This window comes from Neisseria leonii (assembly GCF_028776105.2).
GTDB lineage: Bacteria > Pseudomonadota > Gammaproteobacteria > Burkholderiales > Neisseriaceae > Neisseria > Neisseria leonii.
In genome coordinates, this window is the sequence record NZ_CP145606.1 from 844,515 (window position 1) to 868,968 (window position 24,454).

A 24,454-nucleotide genomic window follows, 5' to 3' on the forward strand; every position below is an offset into this window, starting at 1 on the left:
GGCCGTCTGAAAACCGCTTTCCGCCACCGGCTGCCCCGCCCTGTTTTCAGACGGCCTGTCTGTTATTTCGCATTCAGCTTTTTCGCGCTGACTGCGCGCTTTTTACCGGCTTTCTTGATTCTTTCCTTTTCTTCCTTGCGCCCTTCCCGTTTGGCGATGCGGTTGCTCACGGCCACCCGGCGCAGCGGTTTTTTCTTCGGTTTGTCCGCCTCTTCTTCATACGGATTTTCCGATACATTGTATTGGATACGCAGCGGCGTGCCTTGGAGATGAAAGGCTTTGCGGAAGGTTTGCGTCAGATAGCGGGTGTAGGAATCGGAAATATGCTGCAAGGCATTGCCGTGCACCACAATCACCGGCGGGTTCATACCGCCCTGGTGGGCATAACGCATTTTCGGCCGTATCAGGCCTGCCCTCGGCGGTGCCTGCCGCTCGATGGCGGTTTGCAGTACGCGGGTGATTTTTGGCGTGGGCATTTTAATCATGGCCGCATCATAGGCCGCCTGAATGCTGTCGAACAAGCCGTCGATGCCGCGCGCCTTCAAGGCCGAAATAAAGTGGAATTTGGCAAATTCCAAAAAATACAGTTTTCGGCCGATGTCGCGCTTAATCTGCTCGCGCCGCTCTTCATCCACACAATCCCATTTATTGACGGCCACCACCAGCGCACGCCCCGCTTCCAAGGCAAAACCGGCAATGGTCGCATCTTGGTCGGCGATGTCCTGCGCCGCGTCCAACACCAAAACCGCCACATTGGCCGCTTCTATCGCCTGCATGGCTTTGATGACGGAAAATTTTTCCACCGCCTCGTCCACTTTGCCGCGACGGCGCACACCGGCCGTGTCGATAATGGTAAACGGCTTGCCTTCACGTTCGAAATCGATGTGGATACTGTCGCGGGTCGTGCCCGCCATATCGAAGGCAATCACACGCTCTTCGCCGAGAATGGCGTTGACCAGCGTCGATTTTCCCACATTCGGACGGCCGATAACGGCAAATACGGGGTGTCTGGCTTCTTCTTCCGCCGCTTCCGGTTCGGGGAAATGCGCCAAAACGTCTTCTATCAGATAATACACGCCGTCGCCGTGCGCACCGGAAATCACGTGCGGTTCGCCCAGTGCCAATTCGTAAAATTCGGCAGAGAGCACAGCCTGATTGCCGCCCTCGCCTTTATTGACCGCCAGATAAACCGGACGCGGACTTTGACGCAAACGGTCGGCAATGATTTTGTCCTGCGGGGTCAGGCCGGTACGCGCGTCCACCAGAAAAATCACCGCATCGGCTTCATCCACCGCCTGCAAGGTATGTTTGGCCATTTCGTGCAGGATACCGCTGTCCACCACCGGCTCGAAACCGCCGGTATCGACCACCAGATAAGGCTTGCTGCCGACTCTGCCGTGGCCGTAGTGGCGGTCGCGCGTCAGGCCGGGCATATCGTGCACCAGAGCGTCTTTGGTGCGGGTCAGCCGGTTAAAGAGGGTAGATTTGCCGACATTGGGGCGGCCGACCAAGGCAATTGTGGGTTTCATCATCGTTTCCCTTTTATCGGGCCGTTTTCAGACGGCCTTCCGACAGTCTCCGGCCAAACCGCATACCGTCGGCATCAAATGCTGCTCTTTTTTAAGCAGATAAAGGTTTGCCTGAGGCAAACCTGTCTGTTCCCTACCGCAAAAAGCGGATACCGCCAGCGCATCAGCGCAACTGGTCGGCTTTCATTTGCAGCAGCGCGCGTGCGGGATTGTCCTGCGCCAGTTTCGCCAACGCTTCGTCATAAGCGGTAACGGCGTCGGCCGCTTTGTCCTGCGCAGCCAACACATCGCCCTTCGTTTCGGCAAACCACGGGGCAAAAGCGGCATCGACCGGACGGTTCAGCGTCGCCAGCGCGGCATCGAACTGATTCTGCTGCAACTGGACCACGGCCAAACGCTGTGCGGCCAAAGCCTGCACCACACCGGCTTTTTGGTTGTCGAGCACCCAAGACAGATGCTTGGCAGCCTCATCATAACGGCCTTTGTCGAACTCGGCAGCCGCCACCATCATACTCGCCTGCGCCGCCGCAATACTGGCCGGATAATTCTGCTGCAAATTCTGCAGGTCGGCGGCAATCGATTGGTCGTCCTTGCCTGCCTGTGCTTTTTCCGCCAGCCGAACCAGAACGGCTGCGGCTTCCTGATTTTTAGCCGTCTGGTGTTTCTGGTACATCACCCAGCCCAAGTAACCCAACGCCGCCAGCAGCAGTACGGCAAACAGCCACCGCCCCCAACTTTTCCAGAAATATTTAAAATTTTCCAACTCTTGTTGGTCGTCGATATGTGCTGCCATTTACTGCTTCCATTCGTCCAAAGTATTCATCATGTCCACGGCGGCAACGGTGTGCTGGCCGCGCACACCCTGCATGTCTTTCAGCGTTACCCGTCCTTCGGCCAGTTCGCTTTCGCCGACAATCAGGGCAAAACGCGCGCCGCTCGCATCGGCTTTTTTCATCTGTGCCTTCAAACTTTGGCCGCCTGCGTGCTGCAATACCTGCCAGCCCGCCGCACGAAGCTGCATCGCATACTGCATGGCGGCCGGCAGGGTTCCTTCCCCCTGCTGCATCACATAAATATCGGGCGCGTCCTGATACGCCAACGTGCCGAATTCGCGCACCAGCAGCAGCAGACGCTCCATGCCCATACCGAAACCGATGCCGGGTGCGGGTTTGCCGCCCAATTCTTCCATCAGGCCGTTGTAGCGGCCGCCGCCGCAGACCGTTGCCTGCGCCCCGAGTTTGTCGGTAGTCCATTCAAACACGGTCAGATTGTAATAATCCAAACCGCGCACCAGACGCGGATTTTCCACATAAGCGATGCCCAAACCGTCCAGCAGGGCTTTCAGGCCGTTATAATGCGCCAGCGACTCTTCCCCAAGATATTCGGACAGACGCGGGGCGGCATCACATATGCTTTGCAGGGCGGGGTTTTTCGTGTCCAGCACCCGCAGCGGATTGGTATGTAGGCGGCGGCGGCTGTCTTCGTCCAGACTGTCTTCATGCTGCATCAGATAAGCCACCAGCGCATTGCGGTGTGCGGCACGCTCTTGGCGGTTGCCCAAGCTGTTCAGCTCCAGCGTCAGATGAGGCAGGATACCCAATTCGCGCCATAAATCGGCACACATGGCAATGATTTCGGCATCGATGTCGGGACCCTCGAAACCCAAGGCTTCCACGCCCACTTGGTGAAACTGGCGGTAACGCCCTTTCTGCGGCCGTTCGCGGCGGAACATCGGCCCCATATACCACAGCCGCAGCGGCCCGTTGTACAGCAGATTATGTTCAACCACCGCGCGCAGACAGGAAGCCGTACCTTCGGGACGCAGCGTCAGGCTGAGCGCGTCGTTGGAATCGGAAAACGTGTACATTTCCTTGCCGACCACGTCGGTTTCCTCGCCGATGGAACGCACAAACAGACCGGTCTGCTCGACAATGGGTGTACGGATCGGCTGATAGCCGTAGCGGCGCGTCCAGCGGGCGATACTTTCTTCAAATGCCTGCCAGAGGCCGGCGGTCAGGGCGAAATCTTTCTGCGCCACCGGCAGCAAATCGTTCATGCCTTTTACGGCTTGGATTTTTTGTCCCATAACTATCAATATATTCAAATCGTGTCTGTTATTTGACGGAAACCGCATTTTCAGACGGCCTTTCCGGCACAGAGGCCGTCTGAAAGTGCCTCAAACCGGCCGAATCGGAATCAAGCGCGGTGCAGCGCGTTTTCTGCCGCCTTCGCCGTAATGGGTTTCCACATATTCCTGCACGATGGCCAGAAACTCGGCCGCCATATTGTCGCCTTTGAGCGTCACTTTGCGCTCGCCGTCGACATAAACGGGGGCAACCGGCGTTTCGCCCGTTCCCGGCAGGCTGATGCCGATGTCGGCCAGCTTGCTCTCGCCCGGGCCGTTTACCACACAGCCCATCACGGCAACATTCAGCGATTCCACGCCCGGATATTGGTGCCGCCAAACCGACATTTTTTCGCGCAGATAGTGCTGGATGTCGCGCGCCAATTCCTGAAAGACCGTACTGGTGGTGCGGCCGCAGCCCGGACAGGCGGTTACCATCGGCGTAAACGAGCGCAATCCCATGGTTTGCAGGATTTCCTGTGCCACCACCACTTCCTGCGTGCGCGGACTGCCCGGCTCGGGGGTGAGCGAAATGCGTACCGTATCGCCGATGCCCTCCTGCAACAAAACGGCCAGCGCGGCGGTGGAGGCGACAATGCCTTTGCTGCCCATACCCGCTTCGGTCAAACCCAGATGCAGCGGATAGGCACAGCGAGCGCCCAAATCGCGGTAAACCTGAATCAGATCCTGTACCGCACTGACTTTGCACGACAAAATAATTTTGTCTTCAGGCAAACCCAAATCCACCGCTTTTTGTGCCGATTCCAATGCCGACACAATCAGGGCTTCCTTCATCACTTCTTCCGGCGGCTTGGGGGTGGCCGAAGCCTGATTGGCATCCATCATGCGCTTGGCGAGGCTTTGGTCGAGCGAACCCCAGTTCACGCCGATACGCACCGCTTTGCCGTATTCGGCCGCAGTACGGATCATATAGGCGAATTTCTCGTCGCCTTTCGCCCCTTTGCCCACATTGCCCGGGTTGATGCGGTATTTCGACAGGGCGCGCGCGCAGTCGGGAAACTCCTGCAACAGCCGCTCGCCGTTAAAATGGAAATCGCCCACCAAAGGCGTGTTGCAGCCCATATCGTTCAGACGGCTTCGGATTTCGGCCACTTTGGCCGCCGCTTCGGGTGTGTTTACCGTAATGCGCACCATCTCGGAACCGGCATCGCTCAATTCCTTCACCTGCCGCGCCGTCCCCGCCGCATCGGCGGTATCGGTATTCGTCATCGACTGCACCACCACAGGCGCATCGGAGCCGACCGTCAGATGGTCGATTTGAACTTGGTGGGTACGGCGGCGGGAAGGTACATAACTCATGGCTCGCCCACCATCAGCGAAGCGGATTTTTTGCCGACCATATGGCGCGGCACACTGTACCGGCGGCCGCCGTAATTCACTTCCGCCCCCAAGGCATAACCGATCCACACATTATACGGCGCACCGCCTTTGAAACGGTGTTCGCTGCGCGCAGGGACAATTTGGTTGATGACTTCGTTGCCCTCTTTGTCTTTCACCACCAGCATCGAACGGTAGCGCACATTAATCAGCAGCTCGTCTGCCGCGACGGCATCGGCCTGCGGCTCGGAGGCCGTCTGAACGGCGGCCTGCTGCGCATCGGATACGGCAGAGGCTTGGGTTTCGCCGGAAACCGGCTCACTGGCCATGGCCACCACCGCCACATTGCCTGCCTCCACATTCGGCGCGGCAATTTCGCCCAAACCTACTTCCGACGCACCGGCCGCTTCCTGACGCTGGTTTTCCGCATTCGATTTACTCTGCCAGGCAAACACGCCGACGGCAATCGCCGCGACGGCCAGAACGCCGAAAATCCATGTCGGAAACGGTTTTTTTACCGTTTGGTGCTGAAAATTCAAATCCTTGTCGCCCTCTTCGCGCGCGGCCGCATAATGGTTTTTACGCTCGATTGGCGCAATGCGGTCAAGGCTGTCGGCCGTCTGCTGTTCGTCCAATTCCAAGAAGCGGCTGTACGTACGCAGAAAGCCGCGCACAAACACCAATTCCGGCAAATCCCGATAATCGCCCGATTCCAGACTTTCGACTTGGCGCGCCGGCAGTTTCAAACGCTCGGCCACTTCGCCGATAGACAGCCCCTTGCGCTCGCGCGCTTCGCGCAGCCGCGCACCCAATTCGGCAGCGGCCGCCTGCGGTTGAAGTCCGTTTTCCTGAGTATGGTCCATACTTTATCCTAACAATCGTCCTAACAATCGGAATCAGACGGCATCGTCAGTGCGTCTTCCGGCTAATCCTATTCAATTCGGCCGCATACGGATAAGCGGCCGCCAATTCGCCCGCATAATCGGCCGCAGCCGAATCATCGCCTGCCGCGCGGGCAATCCGCCAGCCCAGCAGAATATCATCTGCCGACGGTTTGGCCGCCACACTGCGGAATGCGCCGTAACGGCTTTGCGCGGCGGCATAATCGCCGGCCAGATAATGATTTTCGGCCGAAGCTTTCAGTGCGGGCGAAAAATCGGACATCACCGCCAAGGCTGCGGCAAAATGCTCCTGCGCACGGGCATATTCTCCGACTTTTCCGGCACAGATGCCCGCATTCAAATGGGCAACATAAGGTTCGGGATAGGTGCGGTCGGCCAAAGCGCGGGCAAAATACGCCAGCGATTCGGCCGGACGGTTTTCCGCGCTGCACAGAAACCAGCCGTAATTGTTGTTGCCCTCGGCACTGGCCGGATTGAGCCGCAGCACCTGTTTGAGGCTGCGTTCGGCTTCCTGCCGGTTGTCGATCAGGCGGAAAATCTGCCCGCGCACCAGCCAAGCCGCCTCATTTTTCCGGTCGGCACGCACCGCCCCGTCTATCGCGGCCACCGCCTGACGCAAATCGCCCGCCTGCACATACGCCAAAGCCAAACGGGTTTGAATGGCCGCCATATCGTCTGCCCGCCCCTGCCGCGTGCCATCATAGCCGCCGCCTGCACAAGCCGCAAGCAGTACGGTCAAACAGGCAGACACAAGCATGGTTTTCATACGGCCTCCGTCGGGTGTACTTTAACCGGCTGCGATGATTTCCTGCCATTTCTGCTGGCGGCGGGTTTTATCCCGCACCTGTCCGGCCAACTGGCCGCAGGCGGCATCGATGTCGTCGCCGCGCGTTTTGCGCACCGTTGTCACCAAGCCCGCCTCCATCAGAATCTCTTTAAACACATGGATATTTTTATTGCTCGACCGTTCATAACCCGAATGAGGGAAGGGATTGAACGGAATCAGATTGAATTTGCACGGCGTATCTTTCACCAACTCAACCAGTTCGCGCGCATGGGCGGCATGGTCGTTTACCCCGTCGAGCATCACATATTCGAAGGTAACGAAATCGCGCGGTGCTTTGACCAGATAACGCTGGCAGGCTGCCATCAGTGTTTTGAGCGGGTATTTTTTATTCAGCGGCACGATTTCGTCGCGCACTTTGTCATTGGAGGCGTGCAGCGAAACAGCCAGTGCCACCGGCATATCTTCTTTCAGGCGGTCCATCTGCGGCACCATGCCCGATGTGGAAACAGTAACGCGGCGGCGGCTCAGGCCGTAGCCGTGATCGTCCAGCATAATCGACAGCGCGGAAACCACATTGTCGTAGTTGGCCAGCGGCTCGCCCATGCCCATCATCACCACATTGGAAATCACGCGCTCGTTTTTGGGCGTTACCCCCAAGGCTTTGTTCGCCCACCACAGCTGGCCGATGATTTCGGCGGTGGAGAGATTGCGGTTAAAGCCCTGACGGCCGGTGGAACAGAAGGTACATTCCAGCGCACAGCCCACCTGCGAAGAAATACACAGCGTGCCGCGTTCGGCTTCGGGAATAAAGACGGTTTCCACGCCGTTTCCGGTGCCGACATCGAGCAGCCATTTGCGTGTGCCGTCGCGCGACTGCTGCGCGGTCATCAAAGCCGGTACGCCCACTTCGGCCTGCTCGTTCAGCTTGGCGCGCAGGGTTTTGGCCAAATCGCTCATCTCATCGAAGTTCTCCGCCCCGCCCTGATGAATCCAGCGCATAACCTGTTTGGCACGGAACGGCTTTTCGCCCATTTGCGCGAAATGTCCGGTCAGTGCCGGCAGGTCGTAATTGAGCAGATTGGTTTTCATAGGCGGTACGGCTTCGGTGGGTGGTTGAGTGTCTGTTATCGCTCGGCTGTTTTTCAGACGGCCTCTTTCAAAATCGGCACAACAATAAAAAGGCCGTCTGAAAAACCGCAGAATCCGTCTTTACCGGATAAACTGCGCAAATGCCGCAAGCTGCCTGAAAGCGTTTTCAGGCAGCCTTGCGGCAGGGCATATCGGCTTAACGCGGGCAGATTTCGCCTTCTTTGAAGAAATAGGCGATTTCGATGGCGGCGTTTTCTTCGCTGTCCGAACCGTGAACGGCATTGGCATCAATCGACTCGGCAAAGTCGGCACGAATTGTACCGGCTGCGGCTTCTTTCGGATTGGTCGCGCCCATCAGTTCGCGGTTTTTCGCCACGGCGTTTTCGCCTTCCAATACCTGAATCATCACCGGGCCGCTGGTCATAAAGGCCACCAGATCGGCAAAGAACGGGCGTTCTTTGTGCACGGCGTAGAAGCCTTCGGCCTCTTCTTTGCTCAGATGTTTCATTTTCGCGGCAACGATTTTCAGGCCGTTGCGCTCGAAGCGGTCGTAAATTTGGCCGATGACGTTTTTGGCGACGGCATCGGGTTTCACAATGGAAATAGTGCGTTGTACGCTCATGACAGACTCCTTGATTTTGACAGATAGCCGAATCGTCCGCCAAAGTCGGCGGCACTCGGGAAACCGGCGCATTGTAGCAAGTTTTTCCGTTTCCTGCTGGACTGTTTTGCCTTATACCCGCCCGCCCAGCGTCAGATGCGGCTGGTCGAGGTATTCCTGCGACTGCATTTCCACCATACGGCTGACGGTACGGACAAACTCTTGGGCAAAATCGCCTTCCAGATACATTTCTTCCGGCGGCACATCGGCGGTGGCACACAGTTTGACGCGGTAGTCGTACATCACATCAATCAGCCAGGTCAGACGGCGTGCTTCGGCGCGTTCGGCCTCACTGAGTTTTTCCATGCCGGAAATAAAAATCATCTCGTAACGCTCGCACAGATACAGATAATCCGCCTGCGAACGCGGGCCGAAACACAGGGTGCGGAAATCGAACCACACAACTTTTTCGGTATGGCCGCGGCTGGGCAGCGGACGGCCGTGCACCACCAGTTCCAAAGGTTTGTGCCGCTGTTTTTCCGTTACCTGCGCAAACAGCGCGGCCAACTTTTCTTCAGCCGCCGCATCGGCGGGCAGGTAAAACACTTCTGCCGCATTCAGGGTGCGCAGACGGTAATCCTCGCCGCCGTCGACATTCAAAATCGTCAGTTTGTCTTCCAGCAGCGAGATGGTGGGCAGAAAGCTGCTGCGGTTCTGCCCTTGGGGATACAGTTCGGACGGAGCGTAATTCGATGTCGCCACCAGAACCACGCCTTCGGCAAACAGGTTTTCCAGCAGACGGCCCAAAATCATGGCATCGGCAATGTCGCTGACGTGGAATTCGTCGAAACACAGGACGCGGGTTTCTTTGGCTATTTCGGCCGCCACGGCTTTAAGCGGGTCTGCTTCGCTTTTCAGTTCGCGCAGACGGCGGTGGATTTCGGCCATAAAGGCGTGAAAATGCACACGGCGTTTGCGGCGGTACGGCAGGCAGCCGTAAAACGCGTCCATCAGAAAACTTTTGCCGCGCCCCACGCCGCCGTAGAAATACAGCCCTTTGGGCAGTTGCGGCGAACGCAGGCTGCGGCCGAGAAAGCGGTTGCGCTTGCGTTTGAACATCATCAGTTCCGTCCACAGGCGGTCGAGATGTTCGATGGCTTCGGCCTGCGCCGCATCACGGATAAAGCCCGGCTGTTGGGCGGCAGTCTGATACCACGTCAGCGGGCTGTGGTTTTGATACGGCGGCGGCGTGAAGTGTTGGGTGTGGTTTTCTTCCATTTCTTCCCGAATATTTTTTCAGATTTCAGACGGCCCCGATTATAGAGTATTTGCCCGCAGAATTCAGAATTTATCGTGAAAATGCGGCAAAATCGCTGTCTGCCGCCCTATTGCTCCGTCCAGCCGCCGCCCAGGGCCTTATACAGCCCGACCAGTGCGCGGGCGCGCGCCAGACGCGACTGAACCAGCTCCGCTTCGGCGGTTTCCGCATCCAGCCGCATGCGCAAAACATCGTCCAGCGTTTTGCTGCCGTAGCGGAACAGCTGCTGCGCCCCGGCCTCCTGACGGCGGTATCCGGCGGCACGCTGCTGCAAGATTTCCGCCTGACGGCTCAGCGAAGCATGCATCTGTGCGGCATTGTCCACATCGGCCAAGGCTTGCAGCAGGGTCTGGTCGTATTCCAGCAAGGCGGTTTTCAGGCGCGCATCGGCAGCATCGACATTCGCCTGAATCCGCCCTGCGGTAAACAGCGGCAGAGAAATGCCCGCGCTCAGCAAACCCGCCCAGCCTTTCAATACCTGCTCGCCGCCGATTTCGAAACGCCCGCCCTGCCCGAGAAAATTCAGACTGAAACGCGGATACCAGTCGGCTTTCGCACTGCCCAGACGTGCCGCCTGAACGCGCACCTGCGCCGCACGGCCGATTAAGTCCGGCCGCCGTTCGATCAGGCCTTGCGGTGTTTGCCCCTGCGGTGCGGAAGGCTGGTCCGCCAGCACATCGCGTGCGGCTGCGCCCAGTACAAACTGCTGCGGTACGGCACCGGTCAGCACGGCCATCGCGCGCAGATGTCTGCGGTATTGCGCATCGAGCACCGCCTGCCTGCCCTGCGCGGCGGCCAAGGCGGCCCGTGCTTCTCCGACTTCCTGCGCGCTGACGTGTCCCGCGCGGAAGCGGCCTTCCGTATAACGCAGCATCTGCACCAAAACGGCCGTCTGATTTTCCGCTATCTGTTTGTGCCGCTCCAAGGCGCGCGCCTGAAAATACTGCTCGGCCATCTCGGCCGCCGCCAACATCTGTGCACCGTACACCTCCGCCTGCCGCGCGGCCGCACCGTAAAGCGCGGCATCGGCATCACTGCGCTTGGCACCGAAAAAATCCGGCTCCCAAGACACGCTGAGGCCGCCTGAAAGGCCGTTGCCGCGCATATCGGCTTCCTGCGGCAAAACCGGAACAGGCAGACTGCCCTCCCGGTTGAGGCGGGCGCGCGATGCACCGCTCTGCACGGCCAAACCTGCTTTCGGCAGCAAATCGGCCTGCGCCAGCCCGGCCGTCGCGCGCGCTTCGTTCAAACGGCTCTGCGCCGTTTTCACATCGAAATTGGCCGCCAACGCCTGTTCAATCAGCCGGTCCAATTCGCTGTCCTGCCATTGCCGCCACCAGCGGCCGATGTCGGCCGGCCTTCCTGCGGACGCATAATCAAAACTTTCCGGCAGCGGCAGGCGGCTGCCGATGTCAATAGCCACCGTACCGCAACCCGCCAGCCATACCGATACGGCCAACAGGCCGATGCGCATTCCTTTCATCATTTTTCTCCGTTCGATGCGGATTGGACGTGTTCAGACGGCCTAACCCTGTTTTTCCAGCATGGTTTTAAACCGCCGCAAAGCGGGCAGCAGAAAGAGCGCGCCGCTGCCCGCCATCATCGCCAGCTGCGGCCACACCGAGTCCCAGCCCGCGCCCCTGAACAGCACATTCTGCGCAAAAGAAGCAAACTGCGTGGTCGGCCAATATTCACTGATCCATTGGGCGGTTTCGGGCATATTGCTGCGCGGCGAGTTGGCACCGGAAAACATCAATGCCACCACATACACCGGCACCATCAGCAGGCTGTATTGCGGCATGGAGGGCGCCAGCGTGGCCAGCATCACCGCCAGCGCGGCAATCGAAAACATAAACACCAGCGTCCCGCCGAAATACAGCCACACCGACCCGCCGAAATCCGCGCCGATCACTCCGCCCACCACCAATTTCATCGACAAAGCCGCCGCCGCGCACACCACCAAACCGTTGGCCAGTATTTTCGCCAGCACAATCTGGCTGCTGCTCACCGGCATTACCAGCAGATGCGCCATCGTTCCCTGCTCGCGTTCGCGGATAACCGCCGCGCCCACCAGCACCAGTCCCAGCAGCATCACCATATTGTTCACCTGCATCGCACCGAGAAACCACGCGCTCTCGCGGTTCGGATTAAACGCCGTATTCAGCACGGCCTTCACCGGCACCAACGCTTCGGCCGTGTCCGCCAAACCGAGAAACTGCAAAATTTCGCGGTTGAAAATCTGCGTGATATAAGCCTGCCCCATGCCCGCCTGCGTCATCGCCGTGGCATCGACCAAAAGCTGCGCTTCGGCCGGGCGGCCGGACAGGACATCACGCTCGAAATCGGGCGGAAACACCAGCACAAAAATAAAACCGCCCTTATCCATGCCCGCTTCGGCCTCTTGCAGCGTGACTGCCTGCGGCCGGGCAAAATACGGCTGCGGCAGCGCATCGGCAATCTGCCGCGACAAAGCCGAACGGTCATCATCCACCACGGCCACCGTGGCATTGCGCAAATCCGTTCCGCCGCCTGTGGCCGTCTGGTACACCATCACGGTAAACACCACCGCCAACAGCACGCCCAGCACCGCATCGCTAAACAGGCTGCGCCACTCTTTCCACATCAAAACCGCAATATTTTTCAAAGCCTGCATCTTTCCCCCTCAGGGCACAATAGACCCGCCGCCGTTTCCAGGCCGTCTGAAAACGGCTTATTCCTGTTTTTTCAGAAACAGGCAGGCCAGCGCAAAATAAACTGCGGCAAACAGCAGCAAAACCGCATATTGCGGCAGAAAATCCGCAAAGCCCAAGCCTTTGGTAAACCCGCCCCGGCTGACGGTGCCGAACCACGAAGCGGGAAAGCCCACGCCAACGGCATACGCACCGCCCGACAAAGTGGCCACCGGATACATCAGGCCGGAAAAATTCACCGCCGGCGTCATCGTACCGATGGTGCTGAGAAAGAAGGCGGCGGTTTGCGATTTCACAAAAGACGAGATCAACAGCCCCAGCGCGGTGGAAGCGCACACCAGCAGCACGCCGCCGAGCAGCGTGGCGGCAAACGAACCGCTCATCGGCAAGCCGAACCAGAACACCGTCATCACCGACAGCAGCAGAAAATTCAGCGTGCCCATAGCGATATACGGCAGCTGTTTGCCCAATAAATACTGCGGCACCGAAGCGGGCGACGCGTACAGATTCTGAATCGTTCCCGACTCGCGCTCGCGCACCACGGCCAACGCGCTCATCACCGCCGGAATCATCGTCAGCACCAGCATCAGCACGCCCGGCACCATCGCATTCACGCTCTTAAACTCCTGATTGTACAGAAAACGCGGCACCAATTCGGCAGCGGCGGGCAGGTCGATGCCGCGCGTTTTGAGAATTTCGCGGTTGTAGCCGCCGACAATGGCGGCCGTATAGGCTTCGATATTGGCGGCGTTGAACGGCGCAGTGCCGTCCACCGTAAAGCCGACTTCGGCCTGCCGCCCGGCTGCCACATCGCGGCCGAAACCGGGCGGAATATCAATCAACAAAGCCGCCTGTCCGCGTTGCAGCAGCCGCAAACCCGCCCCGTCCGATTCAGGCGGCGGCCGCCCGGCAAAATAGGCCGAACCGGCAAACGGCTCGACAAAAGCGCGGCTGTGATCGGAACGGTCGCGGTCGCTGACGGCAAAAGTCAGCCCCGACACATCGAACGAAATCGCCCAGCCCAAAGAAGCCAGCAGCACCGCCGGCCCCAAAGCGGCGAAAAAGAGGCGGATTTTGTCGCGCAGCAATTCGCGGCTTTCGCGCACGGCAAACGTATAAACCGCATCCAACCGGCCGCGCAGGCCGTCTGAAAACGGCCGCCATACGCCGTGTTTTTTCCGTTCCGACGGGGCGGTTTCAGCAACGGCAGAATTTCCGGTACGGTTTTCAGACGGCCCCGGTTCGGCATTCTGTTCCAGATAATGGATAAACGCGGCCTCCAAATCGGTCTGCCCGCTGGCGGCTATGACCTGTTGCGGCGTCCCCTCCGCCAATACGCGGCCTTTGTCCATCAGCGAGATGCGGTCGCAGCGCAGGGCTTCGTTCATAAAATGGGTGGAAACAAAAATCGTGATGCGCTCTTGGCGCGACAGTTCGCCCAGCTTGCGCCAAAACAAATCGCGCGCGGCCGGATCCACGCCGGAAGTCGGCTCGTCCAAAATCAGCACTTCGGGTTTGTGCAGACAGGCCGCGGCCAATTGCAGCCGCTGGCGGATACCCAAAGGCAGCGCGGCGGGTTTGGCCTCGGCCGCCGCCGTCAAATCAAAATCGGCCAAAGCCTGTGCAACGGCCGCCGCACCGTCGGCCAAACCGTACAAGTCGGCGTGCAGTTGCAGGTTTTGCCGCACGCTCAATTCTTCATACAGCGAAAACGACTGCGACATATAGCCCACGCGTTTTTTCACGGCCAAACTGCCCGCATCGGCCGGCTTGCCCAGCAGGCGCGCGCTGCCCGATGTGGGCGGCAGCAGGCCGGTGAGCATTTTCATGGTGGTGGACTTGCCGCAGCCGTTGGCACCGAGAAAACCGAAAATTTCACCCTGCGCAATGGTAAAACCGACCCGATCGACGGCGGTGAAATCCCCGAAGGTTTTGCTCAACCCTTCCGCCTCCATGGCGGGCGGCGCGTCGGGCAGCGGCACAAAAGGCGTAATCGCCACTTCGCCCGCCCCCGCCTGTTTGGCCTCGGGCAGCAGGCGGATATAGGCCGCTTCCAGATTATCCGTTCCCAAACGCGCCATCACTTCGCGCGTGGGCGCATCGGCCAGCAGACGGCCCTCGTCCATCGCCAGCAGGTATTCAAACTGTTCGGCCTCTTCGATGTAGGCGGTGGCCACCAGCACCGTCATCTGCGGCACTTCGGCACGCAACGCATCAACCAGCGCCCAAAACTGCCGCCGCGACAAAGGATCGACACCGGTGGTCGGTTCGTCGAGAATCAGCAGCTCAGGGTTGTGCACCAAAGCGCAGCACAGGCTCAGTTTCTGCTTCATGCCGCCTGAAAGTTTGCCCGCCGCACGGCCGGCAAACGGCGACAGCCCCGTAGCTTCCAGCAGCCGCGCCATGCGCCGTTCCCGCGCTTGCCCGTGCAGGCCGAACAGGCCGGCATGAAAAGCAATGTTTTCTTCAACGCTCAAAGTCGGGTAAAGATTCTTGCCCAAGCCCTGAGGCATATAGGCGGTGCGGTGCGACAGAGCGCGGCGGACATGTTTATCCGCCATATCGCCGCCCAGCACTTCTACCCGCCCGTCCTGCACCGAGCGCACTCCGGCAATCAGCGAAAGCAGGGTCGATTTGCCCACGCCGTCCGGCCCGATTAAACCTACGGTGCTGCCGCGCGGCAGCGACAGTGAAACCGACTTCAAGGCTTCGGTTTTGCCGTAACGGTAGGACACGGCCGAAAGGGCCACTGCCGGTATCTGTTTCATCTTCATCACACTTTCCACCGCCTGCCGCGCAAAACGCCAACCGGCTCTACAAATATCCGTTTTCTCTTCGCAAAACTTGCTTCGCCCGTTTTCGCTTCGCAGAAACTCGCTTCGCCCGTTTTCGCTTCGCAGAAACTCGCTTCGCCCGTTTTCGCTTCGCAGAAACTCGCTTCGCCCGGTTTACGCTCAGAAACTCGCTTCGCCCGTTTTCGCTTCGCAGAAACTCGCTTCGCCCGTTTTCGCTTCGCAGAAACTCGCTTCGCCCGTTTTCGCTTCGCAGAAACTCGCTTCGCCCGTTTTCGCTTCGCAGAAACTCGCTTCGCCCGTTTTCGCTTCGCAGAAACTCGCTTCGCCCGTTTTCGCTTCGCAGAAACTCGCTTCGCCCGTTTTCAGACGGCCTGTCTGCACCAGGCCGTCTGAAAACGTATCAACGCAAATTAATTAGCGCCGCCGCAAAATGCCGACGGCATCAAGCACGCCCTCACTCCGGCAGCTTCACCGCCAATTCCTGCGGCCATTCGCGGCTGGCGTCGGTACGCACATAGCCGTTGCCCGTCATACCGCCTTTGAGCAGCCCACGGTACTGCAAGGCCACCGCCTGCGGCACCTGCAACTTCACTTTAAACATCAACTTCTCCCGCTCGCTGCGGGTTTCCACCGCCTTGGGCGTGAACTGTGCTTCGGCAGCAATAAAACGGATTTGGGCGGGCAGCACCATCTCCGCGCCGTCCGGCACAATCCGCGCCTCATCGCCCACTTTCAGACGGCCGACAACAGGATTGGGCAGAAAAATATTCATATATACGTCTGCCGGATCAATCAGGCTGACGACTTTGCTCCCCGGTGCCACCACATTGCCCGCTGCCGCCAAACGGTATTCCACCCGTCCCGCTTGGGGCGTCGTGATGCGCATATCGCTGCCGGCCGACTCTGCGGCACGCAGTTGGGCACGGGCGCGCTCGACTGCCGCACCCGCCTGCGCCACGGCGGCCGCCGCTTCCGCTTTTCCGGCCTGCGCCGCTTTCACCCCTGCCGCCGCACTGTCGCGCTGGCTTTTCCGCCGCTGCGTTTCCGCAGGCGACACCAAATCTTCGCGTTGCAGTTTGGCCGCGTTGTCCCACTCAATCTGTGCCGCCGCCTGCTGCTGCCGCTGTGCCGCAATACGCGCTTCGGCGCCGACCAGCGCACCGCGCGCCTGACGTTCGGCCGCTTCGGCCTGCGCCACGGCGGCACGCGCCTCAGCCACCCTGCTGTCGGCCGTATCCGAAGAAAGCTGCACCAATACCGCGCCCGCCGCTACATCCTCGCCCTCTTCCACCAGCACAGCCTCCACCCGCCCGCCGTAGAGTGCGGCCACATCAAAGCGCGCCAAAGCCAGACGCCCGTTCGACCCGGCCACATAATCCGGCAGGCCGCCGCTGCGGCCGTCCCGGTACAGATACCACCCGCCCGCCGCCACGGCTGCCAGCAATACGCCGGTTAATATAATTTTTTTCATTCTGTATCCTTATCCTTAACTTGATTTTGACTGCCGTCCGCCGCCCATACGCCCAACACCCAGTCCAACCGCCGCGCCAGAGCCTCATCGCTCAAATACTGCGGCATCACGCCGGCCATTTCCGCCGGCAGAATCCCCAACCTGTGAAACTGATCGGTAAACAGCACCGGCCCTGCCGCAGCCGCCACCAGAAAATTCAGCCGCAGCAGATATTCTTCTTCCGGCCACCGCCACTGCACCGCACAGGCGCGCAAAGCCCGTCCGACACGTTGCAGATTCTGGCCGCTGTGCTGCTGCAACACTTCGGCCACCACACCCGCCCCGCCGTCCGCACAGTCGGCCAGCATACGCTGCACCCAGGCCAGATTGTCGCGCAGACTCCGCACCATCACCGTCAGCACGGCGCGCAAATCCGCCGCCGCTTCGCCCGTTTCAGACGGCCACGGATAATTCCGGCGCACCTGTTCATAGCGCTCGGTCAGCATCATGCGCACAAAATCGTCTTTACCGGCAAACAGATGGTGGAACATACCCGGACTCAGCCCCGCCTCCGCCGCCAACGCACGCACCGACAGCCCCCGGTACCCCGCCTCGGGATACAGACGGAAACCGGCCTGTAAAAACTGCCGGTAAGAATGCACGCGGTTTTTCGGTTCTTTCATACCGCCCCCGAAATTGGACAAGCGTCCAATCATAGTGAAAAAAACAGGCCGCCGCAAGCCATGCGGCTCCGGCCAACCCGAATCCCGCTGTTGGCGGTTGATGTCCGCCCGCCCGTTTTCATCCTGCGGCAGGTATTGACAGACATTCTTTTTTTGATAATCATTATCGTTTTTATAAATCAAGGCTCGGCAGACGGCCGAAAGGACATAACAGAATGGAAAGTCTGCGGATATGCCGGCCAAACCGTTCAACCGATTTTCACAAAAGGATTGAAATCATGAATTTATTCAACAAGAAACCTTTGGCATTATTACTTGGCGGGATTTTTTCGGCCAACATGCTGTTGGTTTCCGCACAGGCACAGGCACAAACCGGTGAGGCAGACAAACCGGCAGCCGAAACAGCCGAATTGGATACCGTCCGGGTAAAGGGGGAAAGAAAGTCACCCACCATCACCGAAAATACAGACAGCTATACCACTCCCATTACTTATTCGATTACCGGCATTCCGCAGGAGTTGAAAGATACGGTACAGTCCGCAAGCGTCATCACCAGCAGACGCCTCCAAGACCAGCCGGATACCAACCGTGTCATTGATGTCGTCAATCAGGCAACGGGGCTGCATTTGTCGCAAATCGAAAGCGACCGGTACAGTCTGAGTTCGCGCGGCATGGGTATCGACAGTATTTCGTATGACGGCGTAACGACTTACTACGATACCCGCTTCAATTACGGCGACAACCATATGGATACGGCACTGTACGACCGTGTCGAAGTGGTTCGCGGGGCAACCGGCTTTATGACGGGGCCGGGAAACCCGTCGGCTTCCATCAATCTGGTACGCAAACGGCCGACCAAAGACTTTCAGGGCAGCATAGCGGCAGGTGCAGGTTCGTGGAACCATTACCGGATTGAAACCGACCTGTCAGGCCGTCTGAACAGCAGCGGTTCCCTGCGCGGCCGCCTGGTAGGCGTTTACCATACCCGCGACTCCTTCCTCGACCGCTACAACAACCGCCGCCACGTTTTATACGGCGTATTGGAAGCGGATTTGGGGGCACGCACCATGCTCAGCGCAGGTGCCAACTATCAGCGCAACCGTTCGCGCGGCGTGATGTCCGGGGGCCTGCCGCTGTTTTACAGCGACGGCACCATGACCCGTTATGACCGTTCGGCCAATACGGCACCGGGCTGGGGAGCCGACAGCTACAACAGCCTGAGTGCTTATCTGACCCTGCACCACCGCTTCCAAAACGGCTGGCGGCTGGAAAGCAATTACACCCTCAGCCGCAATACGCGCGAACTGAAGAGTGCTTATGTATACGGTTCGCCCGATCCGGCCGACAATACCGGCATGAATACGGCAGCAATCAGCCTGATTGACGGTTCGCGCAAACAGGATGCCTTCGATATTAAGGTCAACGGTTTATACCGCCTGTTCGGCCGCGAACATGCCGCCCGCTTCAATTACAACTTCAACCGCAACCATTACGACAACGGCTATCAGAGTCCCGTCAAAAATACGCTGCCCGCAAAATGGGGCGATTTCAGACGGCTCGGTTTCCCGGTACCCGAGCCGCAGTGGCAGTCTGAAACCTTTACCGCTTTGCGCGGTACCATAACCCAACATGCCGCATCCGGCATTACCGATCTGTCCCTGCACGACCGTTTGAATTTAACCCTGGGCGCACGCCTGACAAACTATAAAGTGGCAGACGACAGTTTCGGCCCGTACTTCCGGCCTTACCGCAACCGCTTCAACGCCGTGTCGAAATATTTCGGTTTGAGCTATAAACTGAATGACCGGTATTCACTGTACGGCAGCTATACCGATATATTCCAACCGCAAACGACCGTCGATGCCGCAGGCAAATATCTGGATCCCGTCATCGGCGGAAACTACGAAATCGGCCTGAAAGGCGGTCTGCGCGAAGGCCGTCTGAATTTCTCTGTCGCCGCATTTGAAACCCGTCGGGACAATGTCGCCCAACCGACAGGCGAGCGCCTGCCGGGCGGGCAACCTGTAAACCGCGCCGTCGACGGTGCCAAAACACGGGGATTTGATGCGGAACTGGCCGGCTCTCTGACAGACAACTGGAATATTCAGGCCGGCTTGACGACTTTTGTGGCACGCGATGCCGCCGGCCGCCGTATCAGTCTGCAGACGCCGAACCGTATTTTCAAACTGTTTACCACATACCGCCTGCCCGCTCCGTTACAGCGTATGACCGTCGGCGGCGGGGTCAATTGGTACAGCGGAATCGAAGGTACCGTCCGTAATCCGCAAAACAAACCGGTCCAAGTACGTGCAGATGCCTATGCGGTAGCCAATCTGATGGCACGGTATGACTTTACCCCGCGCGCCTCGCTGAGCGTGAATGTCAATAATCTGTTCGACAAACGCTATTACACCTGGTTCGGGCGGTATGAACAATACCAGTACGGCGCACCGCGCAATGCACTGGCCACTTTCCGCTATCAATTCCGATGAACCGGCGCGATTTCTTATTGGCGGGCAGCCTCATGGCAGCAGGCTGCCTGCTCGGCTGCCGTCCGTTACCGTCCGGCACGAAGCCGCTGTTTGAGCATCCGGACAGCAGCGCGCCCTTCCCCGTCGTCATCCACGGCGCACTGGGCGATACGCGGATTGACCGGCCGCCGCAGCGGGTCGTGGCACTGGGCGCGGGCGCAGAGGATATTGCGCTGTCGCTCGGAGTCATACCGGTCGCGATTGAAACACATCTCTGGGGCGGCGACGAAAAGGGCTATCTGCCGTGGTTTAAAGAAGCGGTTTTACAGACTCGGCAGGTATTGCCGGATACGGTAGCCATGTATCCGGAATTGGATATAGAAAAAATTATCGGCTTAAAACCCGATTTGGTCTTGGCACCGCAATCGGGTATTTCTCCGGCCATCTTCAAACAATTATCCGGCTTTGTTCCGGTTGTTGCATATCCCGGGCGCGCCTGGCTGACCTCTGTGCAGGAACAGTTTGAAATCGCCGGTGCCGCATTGGGCAGGCTGCCTCAGGCCAGACAGGTATACCGCCTGATGCAGGAACAGATGGCCGCATACCGGGCCGCCTATCCGCATTTGCAGCAATATACATTTGCCTACCTGAACGCCGGCAGACATATGGTCAATTTATGGACTTATGTTGCCGGTGATCCGCGCGTTGATGCATTAACACAGCTCGGGTTGGAGTTGGCTCCGTCGGTTCGGAATCTGCCGGTCAGATCCGGCAGTTTTGTTGCGGAAATCGGTCTGGAAAATGCCGATATGCTTGCTGATGTCGATATTGTCGTCAGCGGGTTTATCAATGAACAGGCACGCGATGCAGTTGCCGCCGTTCCCCTCTATTCGGCCATTCCCGCGATCCGTAACGGGGCGTATGCGGCACTGACCGACAAGACATTAATCATGGCCATGTCTTACGGAACGCCTTTGAGCCTCAGTTGGGGTATTCCGCGCTTTATGCCGATACTGCTGGAAGCCGCCGCACGGGTTCCGGCGAAAATGGAAAGACTGTGATGAAATGGCAGATTTATCCGATTTTTATTTTGTCTGTACTGACCGTCATGTGCCTGACTGCCTTTACCGGCGGATTGGCTTGGGGCAGCAAAACATTGGGCTTTGACGATGTATGGATTTTTTTGACTTCCCGCGAAACCGGAATCCCCGCCGCCCGGCACTATACGGATCTGGTCATTGAAAACCGCCTGTTCCGCACGCTGGGTACATTGCTCTGCGGTGCGGCATTGGGCACATCAGGTGCCTTAATGCAGGGGCTGACCCGTAACCCGCTGGCCGACAGCGGATTACTCGGCATTAATGCGGGCGCAGCCGCCCTGATTGTCTCCGCCGCCTTAGTGCCGTCTTGGCCAATCAACCCGTTTTGGCCGGCACTGACGGGGGCATTGGCAGTCGCGGCCTTTGTCAGTATGCTCGGCTTGGGCAAAGGCGGTGATGCCGGCGGTTTGATGATTTTGGCAGGTATGGCCGTATCGGTATGCCTGTATGCCTATGTCCAAATGGTTATCCAGCTCAACCCGCAGGTATTCGACCAATACCGTTTTTGGGCAAGCGGTTCGTTCGGCGGCATAAAAGCCGTACAGCTTGCCGGGGTACTGCCCTTTTGGATCGCAGGAACGGTACTTGCCCTGTTCTGCGGACGGTATGTCAATTTAATCGCGCTGGACAAACAGACGGCCTTATCTCTGGGCGCCAATGTACTGCTCATCCGTGCAGCCGTTTTATTGGCGGCGGCAACATTATCGGCCGTCTCTGTGGCGCTGGCCGGCCCCATTGCCTTCATCGGCTTGGGTGCCGTACATATCGCACGCAGACTCATCGGCAGCGACTACCGCTTTTTAATTCCGGCAGCCATGCTCAATGGTGCCGCTTTGCTGTGCGGTGCCGATATTTTGGCCAGAACGGTAGTCAGGCCGTCTGAAATCGCCACCGGCATTATGACGGCACTGCTGGGCGCATCCCTGCTCTACGTACTGGTCATGCTCAAAAGGACAAGGATATGAACCGCTTTGCTTTATTGCTGCCGGTACCCCGCGCCGGACTTTATGCCTGCGCGGGCATGATTTTATCGGCATTAATCATGGCATTATCCACTTTGTCCGGGAAATACCAGTCATTGCTGCCGCAACTGCCCGCACTGTTACTGAATCAGGCAGATCCTGTTACCGACTGGCTGTTTTGGCAACTCTGGCTGCCGCGTACCGTCATTGCGGCAGGTGTGGGTGCAGCCTTGGCTGTGTCGGGCAGTATCTTTCAAACGCTGACATACAATCCTTTGGGCAGCCCGGACATTATCGGAGTCAATGCCGGTGCGGCAGCAGGGGCAGTACTGTCTGCATTAATCTGGCCGGGATATATCCCCGCAACAGCAGGTGCACTGCTCGGTGCACTGGCTGCCGTGCTGCTGGTCGCTTTTGCCGGACGGGAACGGCTGTCTTTCGGCATCCATATGATTGTGGCCGGCGTGGCCGTCAATGCCGCTGCGGTTGCCGTTGTCCAATTCGGCTTGACCGGTGTCCGTCAGGAAGACGCACAGCAAATGGCCGCCTGGCTGAGCGGCAGTTTGGCACAGCGCGGCTGGCAGGAAGCTGCCGTTATCTGGTTGGTGCTGCCAGCCTGCCTTTTGGTTCTGTACTCACAGAAAACGGCATTGGATATTTGGGCTGCCGGACGGCAGGCAGCAGCAGGCGTGGGCATCAATATTCCGCTGACATTTATACTGTCTCTGACTGCGGCAACCGTCTTGGCCGCAGCTGCCGTCGTAGCTGCCGGGCCGGTATCCTTCATTGCTCTGGCTTCACCGCATATCGTTAAAAGTATGCTGAAAAGCAGCCGGTGGCTGTGGCTGCAAACGGCACTGACCGGGTCACTGCTCTTGCTGGCAGCAGATGCAGCAGCCCGCCTGCTGCCGTTTTCCTCCCAACTCCCGGTAGGCGTACTGACGGCCGCACTGGGCGGATGCTATTTACTTTTACTGCTGATTCGCGAATGGTGGAACAAATGAACACAGCCGTTTACGCACCGCAAACCGCAAACCTGCTGGCGCAAATCCATCAACTCCTCCCCAGACTTTCAGGCCGTCTGAACGATACTGCTGCCGGCACTTTCCGACTCGGATGCCGAAACAATATTAACGACATCAAACAGCTGTACGAACATTTGCAGCAGCAGCACCCGGAAGGGGGGAAAATCTTTTGGTCTTGCCGCACATGGGCACTACTCATCTGGCAGCCGATTTATCTGACCGTTTTAAGCGTACAACTGCTGGGTAAGGCGGTCAGCCTGAACCGCTTCGGCATCATTACAGACCGATCCGGCGTTGCCGCTTACAGCCTCAGTCCGCGGGCTGTCTATACAGGCAAACCGTCCCATCTGGTTCTCTTTGCCGGACGGCAGATTAAAGCAACGGGCGATCACATTTACACATGCTTGCGCGAAATTACCCCGTTCAATATGAAATTGGCCGCCAAACTGCAGACAGACTGCCTGGTTTCCGCCCTACTGTTCCAAAACACGCATTACACGCAAAACAGCAAAAACGAATTGGACCGGCTGATTGCCGAATGGTTGGCCGCCGCAGGACTGCCCGACTGCCAAGCGACCTTTTATTTAAACCAGACCCGCCGGACTTTCGGCTTCAACCGGCAGGCATGTTGTCAGGAATTCCGCCTGACATCGGGCAGCTTGTGCGATGCCTGTCCGCGCCTGCCCTTATCCGAACGGGTCTACCGTATGACACAGACTGAAAGCCCCCTCCATGCTGAAAGCTGAAAATATTACCTTGTCTTACCAAAACCAAACCGTTATCGAGCATCTCTCTTTCTCGCCGCCGGAGCAGAAAATAACGGTTTTTATCGGCGCCAACGGATGCGGCAAATCCACACTGTTAAAATCCTATGCACGCCAGCTTCCGCCGCAAAATGGAAACATTATCCTGAACGGCGAAGACATCTATCAAACCTCGGGCAGACAGACCGCCAAACAATTAGCCATGCTGGCCCAGTCGGCAACCGCGCCCGAACATCTGACAGCAGAACAATTGGTCCGCTACGGCCGCTATCCCCACAGGCAGCTGCTGGCACGGTGGAGCGATGAAGACGAAAATCAAGTCAACCAAGCCATGCTGCTGACCGGAATACAGGCCTATTCCGCCCGGTTTCTTGCCGACTTATCGGGCGGGCAGCGCCAACGTGTCTGGATCGCCATGGTACTGGCACAGAACACACCTTACATTCTGCTGGACGAGCCGACTACTTATCTGGACTTGGCTTATCAGATAGAAATTCTTGATTTGCTGCAAACACTCAACAGGACACAACGCAAAACCATCGTCATGGTTTTGCATGACCTGAACTTGGCCGCACGGTATGCCGACTATGTTGCGGCAGTCAAAAACAAAACCGTCATCTGCTCGGGCAGCCCGCAACAGGTCTTTACGGAAGACAATATCCGAAACATTCTCAACCTGGACTGCAAAATCATCACCGACCCCTACTGCGGCACGCCGCTCTGTATCCCGCTCGGCAGCAGCCGGCCGCCAGATCAAATCAAACGATGAACCGCACCCCATCAATCAACCCAACCGCCGCAAGGGCGGCCGCCTGCATCTTACCC

At 58.3% G+C, this 24,454-nt stretch carries 21 protein-coding genes; 6 read left to right on the forward strand and 15 right to left on the reverse strand.

The window, feature by feature from the left end:
• Window positions 1–62 precede the first annotated feature (62 nt).
• From der to ORY85_RS04180, 15 genes are all read right to left on the reverse strand, one after another.
• On the reverse strand, window positions 63–1,529 hold the full coding sequence (gene der, locus ORY85_RS04110; protein WP_274571327.1) for a ribosome biogenesis GTPase Der: 1,467 nt from the start codon (window positions 1,527–1,529) through the stop codon (window positions 63–65).
• Window positions 1,530–1,692: 163 nt separating this feature from the next.
• Entirely contained in the window at window positions 1,693–2,322 is a 630-nt protein-coding gene (locus ORY85_RS04115) for a tetratricopeptide repeat protein (RefSeq protein ID WP_274571223.1), read from the reverse strand.
• On the reverse strand, window positions 2,323–3,615 hold the full coding sequence (gene hisS / locus ORY85_RS04120) for a histidine--tRNA ligase (protein ID WP_274571326.1): 1,293 nt from the start codon (window positions 3,613–3,615) through the stop codon (window positions 2,323–2,325).
• A 90-nt stretch (window positions 3,616–3,705) separates the two neighbouring features.
• Window positions 3,706–4,974: a flavodoxin-dependent (E)-4-hydroxy-3-methylbut-2-enyl-diphosphate synthase gene (gene ispG / locus ORY85_RS04125; protein ID WP_274571222.1), complete on the reverse strand. Its 1,269-nt coding sequence runs from the start codon at window positions 4,972–4,974 to the stop codon at window positions 3,706–3,708.
• Window positions 4,971–5,855 (reverse strand): RodZ domain-containing protein, encoded by an 885-nt coding sequence (locus ORY85_RS04130; protein ID WP_274571221.1) that lies wholly within the window; start codon window positions 5,853–5,855, stop codon window positions 4,971–4,973. Before ORY85_RS04130 ends, ispG begins: the two co-directional genes overlap by 4 nt.
• Window positions 5,856–5,901: 46 nt before the next feature.
• The gene (pilW, locus tag ORY85_RS04135) at window positions 5,902–6,660 is read right to left on the reverse strand and encodes a type IV pilus biogenesis/stability protein PilW (RefSeq protein WP_274571220.1); all 759 of its coding nucleotides are present in this window, start codon (window positions 6,658–6,660) and stop codon (window positions 5,902–5,904) included.
• Window positions 6,661–6,681: 21 nt separating this feature from the next.
• On the reverse strand, window positions 6,682–7,770 hold the full coding sequence (gene rlmN / locus ORY85_RS04140; RefSeq protein ID WP_274571219.1) for a 23S rRNA (adenine(2503)-C(2))-methyltransferase RlmN: 1,089 nt from the start codon (window positions 7,768–7,770) through the stop codon (window positions 6,682–6,684).
• A 196-nt stretch (window positions 7,771–7,966) separates the two neighbouring features.
• Window positions 7,967–8,392, reverse strand: a complete 426-nt coding sequence (gene ndk, locus ORY85_RS04145; RefSeq protein WP_274571218.1) for a nucleoside-diphosphate kinase — start codon at window positions 8,390–8,392, stop codon at window positions 7,967–7,969.
• A 111-nt stretch (window positions 8,393–8,503) separates the two neighbouring features.
• Window positions 8,504–9,649, reverse strand: a complete 1,146-nt coding sequence (gene zapE, locus ORY85_RS04150) for a cell division protein ZapE (RefSeq protein WP_274571217.1) — start codon at window positions 9,647–9,649, stop codon at window positions 8,504–8,506.
• A gap of 107 nt (window positions 9,650–9,756) precedes the next feature.
• Window positions 9,757–11,175: an efflux transporter outer membrane subunit gene (locus ORY85_RS04155; RefSeq protein WP_274571216.1), complete on the reverse strand. Its 1,419-nt coding sequence runs from the start codon at window positions 11,173–11,175 to the stop codon at window positions 9,757–9,759.
• Between the two features lie 39 nt (window positions 11,176–11,214).
• Window positions 11,215–12,342: an ABC transporter permease gene (locus tag ORY85_RS04160; protein WP_274571215.1), complete on the reverse strand. Its 1,128-nt coding sequence runs from the start codon at window positions 12,340–12,342 to the stop codon at window positions 11,215–11,217.
• Window positions 12,343–12,399: 57 nt separating this feature from the next.
• Window positions 12,400–15,153 carry a ribosome-associated ATPase/putative transporter RbbA gene (gene rbbA, locus ORY85_RS04165; RefSeq protein WP_338578394.1) on the reverse strand — a complete coding sequence of 918 codons (2,754 nt, stop codon included), beginning with the start codon at window positions 15,151–15,153 and terminating at the stop codon, window positions 12,400–12,402.
• Window positions 15,154–15,333: 180 nt separating this feature from the next.
• A complete protein-coding gene (locus ORY85_RS04170) occupies window positions 15,334–15,555 on the reverse strand; it encodes a hypothetical protein (protein ID WP_338578396.1) in 222 nt (73 codons plus the stop codon).
• A gap of 73 nt (window positions 15,556–15,628) precedes the next feature.
• Window positions 15,629–16,645 (reverse strand): HlyD family secretion protein, encoded by a 1,017-nt coding sequence (locus tag ORY85_RS04175; RefSeq protein WP_274571213.1) that lies wholly within the window; start codon window positions 16,643–16,645, stop codon window positions 15,629–15,631.
• The gene (locus ORY85_RS04180; protein ID WP_274571212.1) at window positions 16,642–17,307 is read right to left on the reverse strand and encodes a TetR/AcrR family transcriptional regulator; all 666 of its coding nucleotides are present in this window, start codon (window positions 17,305–17,307) and stop codon (window positions 16,642–16,644) included. The genes ORY85_RS04175 and ORY85_RS04180 overlap by 4 nt, the downstream gene beginning before the upstream one ends.
• 278 nt (window positions 17,308–17,585) lie before the next feature.
• Between ORY85_RS04180 and ORY85_RS04185 the strand changes: the two genes are divergently transcribed.
• From ORY85_RS04185 to ORY85_RS04210, 6 genes are read left to right on the forward strand one after another with little or no spacing between them, the layout of a single operon-like run.
• A complete protein-coding gene (locus tag ORY85_RS04185; RefSeq protein WP_274571211.1) occupies window positions 17,586–19,799 on the forward strand; it encodes a TonB-dependent siderophore receptor in 2,214 nt (737 codons plus the stop codon).
• A 32-nt stretch (window positions 19,800–19,831) separates the two neighbouring features.
• A complete protein-coding gene (locus ORY85_RS04190) occupies window positions 19,832–20,839 on the forward strand; it encodes an iron-siderophore ABC transporter substrate-binding protein (RefSeq protein ID WP_274571210.1) in 1,008 nt (335 codons plus the stop codon).
• A complete protein-coding gene (locus tag ORY85_RS04195; RefSeq protein WP_274571209.1) occupies window positions 20,839–21,843 on the forward strand; it encodes an iron ABC transporter permease in 1,005 nt (334 codons plus the stop codon). Before ORY85_RS04190 ends, ORY85_RS04195 begins: the two co-directional genes overlap by 1 nt.
• On the forward strand, window positions 21,840–22,844 hold the full coding sequence (locus ORY85_RS04200; RefSeq protein ID WP_274571208.1) for an iron chelate uptake ABC transporter family permease subunit: 1,005 nt from the start codon (window positions 21,840–21,842) through the stop codon (window positions 22,842–22,844). The genes ORY85_RS04195 and ORY85_RS04200 overlap by 4 nt, the downstream gene beginning before the upstream one ends.
• A complete protein-coding gene (locus ORY85_RS04205) occupies window positions 22,841–23,611 on the forward strand; it encodes a siderophore ferric iron reductase (RefSeq protein WP_274571207.1) in 771 nt (256 codons plus the stop codon). The genes ORY85_RS04200 and ORY85_RS04205 overlap by 4 nt, the downstream gene beginning before the upstream one ends.
• Entirely contained in the window at window positions 23,598–24,398 is an 801-nt protein-coding gene (locus ORY85_RS04210; RefSeq protein ID WP_274571206.1) for an ABC transporter ATP-binding protein, read from the forward strand. The genes ORY85_RS04205 and ORY85_RS04210 overlap by 14 nt, the downstream gene beginning before the upstream one ends.
• The last annotated feature ends 56 nt before the right edge of the window (window positions 24,399–24,454 follow it).